The sequence below is a fragment of the Neisseria sp. P0021.S005 genome, from assembly GCF_051956955.1.
In genome coordinates this window covers 1-2,355 of record NZ_JBQCWY010000471.1, presented here as the reverse complement: position 1 = coordinate 2,355, position 2,355 = coordinate 1, and the positions used below count along the sequence as shown (strand labels likewise).

The 2,355-nt window shown below is 48.6% G+C and carries 2 protein-coding genes and 1 pseudogene; 1 reads left to right on the top strand and 2 read right to left on the bottom strand.

The features are described 5' to 3' along the window. A pseudogene (locus tag ACTHUE_RS15725) lies at positions 1-507 on the top strand (malate dehydrogenase); the annotation flags it as partial. A gap of 75 nt (positions 508-582) precedes the next feature. Here ACTHUE_RS15725 and ACTHUE_RS15720 read toward each other — a convergent pair. Both ACTHUE_RS15720 and ACTHUE_RS15715 read right to left on the bottom strand, forming a co-directional pair. Continuing rightward, positions 583-795 carry a hypothetical protein gene (locus ACTHUE_RS15720; protein ID WP_219088512.1) on the bottom strand — a complete coding sequence of 71 codons (213 nt, stop codon included), beginning with the start codon at positions 793-795 and terminating at the stop codon, positions 583-585. Between the two features lie 385 nt (positions 796-1,180). Continuing rightward, positions 1,181-2,355: NAD-dependent succinate-semialdehyde dehydrogenase (locus ACTHUE_RS15715; RefSeq protein ID WP_440423952.1), on the bottom strand; the 1,175-nt coding region annotated here is incomplete at its 5' end.

Below are 2,355 nucleotides of genomic sequence, written 5' to 3'. Positions count from 1 at the left end.
GACCACCACCGTGCCGTCAGTCAAATTGCCGAAAAAATCAACCGCCCGATTACTTCCATCGAGCAAATGTGCGTCTGGGGCAACCATAGCCCGACCATGTACGCCGACTACCGCTACGCCACCAGCAACGGCGAGTCCGTCCAAGACATGATTACCGAACCCGACTGGAACACCGAAGTCTTCATGCCGAAAATCGCCGAACGTGGTGCCGCCATTATTGCCGCACGCGGTTCATCATCCGCGGCCTCCGCCGCTAATGCCGCCATCTACCACCTGCGCGACTGGTTGCTCGGCAGCAGTGGTAAATGGATAACCATGGGCGTTCCATCCGACGGCTCTTACGGCATTCCCGAAGGTTTGATTTTCGGCTTCCCCGTCATTTGTAACGAAGGCAGCTACCGCATCGTCCAGGGCTTGGATTTGTCGGACGAATTCAGCCAAAAACGTATTGCCGCTACGCTGGCCGAATTGGAAGAAGAGCGTTCAGCCATCCAGGATCTACTCTAAAACAAAGGCCGTCTGAAAACCAAATTTCAGGCGGCCTAAATAATTAAATGCCCGTTCTACAATCATTTTTAAAAACTAGAATGGTACTCTTTGTCCTTGTTTATCTTTAAGATGCCATTGACCTGCCGGTGTACAACCGCCACCACTACCACCGACAGCATAATGATCACAATTCGGATCAAGACGTTTTCCTTGAGAATATGAGCCATTTGTCAAACCATCCCCATCAAAGGAACTGCACGCGCCGGTAAAAGCTACGCAAAACAGGACTAAAATTTTCTTAAACATTCACATCACCTTTTTTCAAACATTGCAGCCTAGATAAAGTTCCCACGCTATCGATATAAGCCACACTGTGTGAGCAAAAAGAACCAATCCTGCCTTGCTCACTGTTGTATTGCCGCCGATATAGGTACCAAAATTTCCGCTGCCTTCGCTTAAAGAAAAACTAACTCCATAAATTTGGAATACACATATAATGAAATTAAAAACATATAAAATAGTTATTAAGCTAATTTAATATACATATGACAAAATTTTTGAAACTTTGTTTCTTATGGTTTTGCTTTTTTACAAAGCTCGTTCTAATAATATCAAAATTAACAAGTAGCTTTACTGCATTTGAAAAAGGTCGTCTGAAAACCAAATTTCAGACGGCCTTTACTGTACAGCCTTATTCCGCTACATCAATGCACAAATATTTCAATTCTAAATACTCGTCCGCACCATATTTGCTACCTTCGCGTCCCAAACCGCTGCGTTTCACGCCGCCAAACGGTGCCACTTCATTACTGATTAAGCCCGTATTGATGCCGACCATGCCGTATTCCAAGGCTTCGCCGACGCGCCACTGACGGGCGGTGTCGGAGGTAAAAAGGTAAGCTGCCAAACCGTATTCCGTATTGTTTGCAGCCTCGACGACTTCGGCTTCGGTTTCAAAACGGAACACCGGACACAAAGGTCCGAAGGTTTCCTCGTGAGCTACCGCCATTTGCGCCGTAACGCCGCTTAAAACGGTCGGCTCAAAAAACGTTCCGCCCAATGCGCTGCGTTTGCCGCCGGTCAGGCAACTTGCGCCTTTAGCCAATGCGTCGGCGATGTGCTGCTCTACTTTCTCCACCGCTTTTTCCTCAATCAGCGGTCCTTGGTTTACGTTATCTTCCAAGCCGTTGCCCAATTTGAGCGCAGCCACTTTTTCACTCAATTTGTGACAAAATTCCTCGTAAATGCCGGATTGAGCGTAAACGCGGTTGGTGCAGACGCAGGTCTGACCGCTGTTACGGAACTTGCTGGCGAGCGCACCTTCGACGGCTTTGTCTAAATCGGCATCGTCAAACACGATAAACGGCGCATTGCCGCCCAGTTCTAAGCTAAGTTTTTTAATGTCTGCCGCACTGTCGGCAAAAATTTTTGCGCCGACTTCGGTTGAGCCGGTAAAGCTGATTTTGCGCACAGTTGGATTTGTGGCAAATTCATGGCTGATTTCCGAAGCACTACCGCTGACAACAGGCAACAAATCCTGTGGTACGCCCGCTTCATAAGCCAAAACGACTAATGCATACGCACTCAAAGGCGTGAGTGATGCTGGTTTGACTATCATCGCGCAACCCACCGCCAAAGCAGGCGCAGCCTTGCGTGCAATCATCGCAGATGGGAAGTTCCACGGCGTAATCGCAGCGGTAACACCGACAGGCTGTTTCAATACAACCAGTTTTTGCGATGCTTTCACACTTGTCAGCACATCGCCGTCAATCCGCCGCGCCTCTTCCGCAAACCAGCGCACAAACGAAGCCGCATAATCAATTTCACCACGCGCCTCAGTCAGGCTTTTGCCCTGCTCCATCGTCA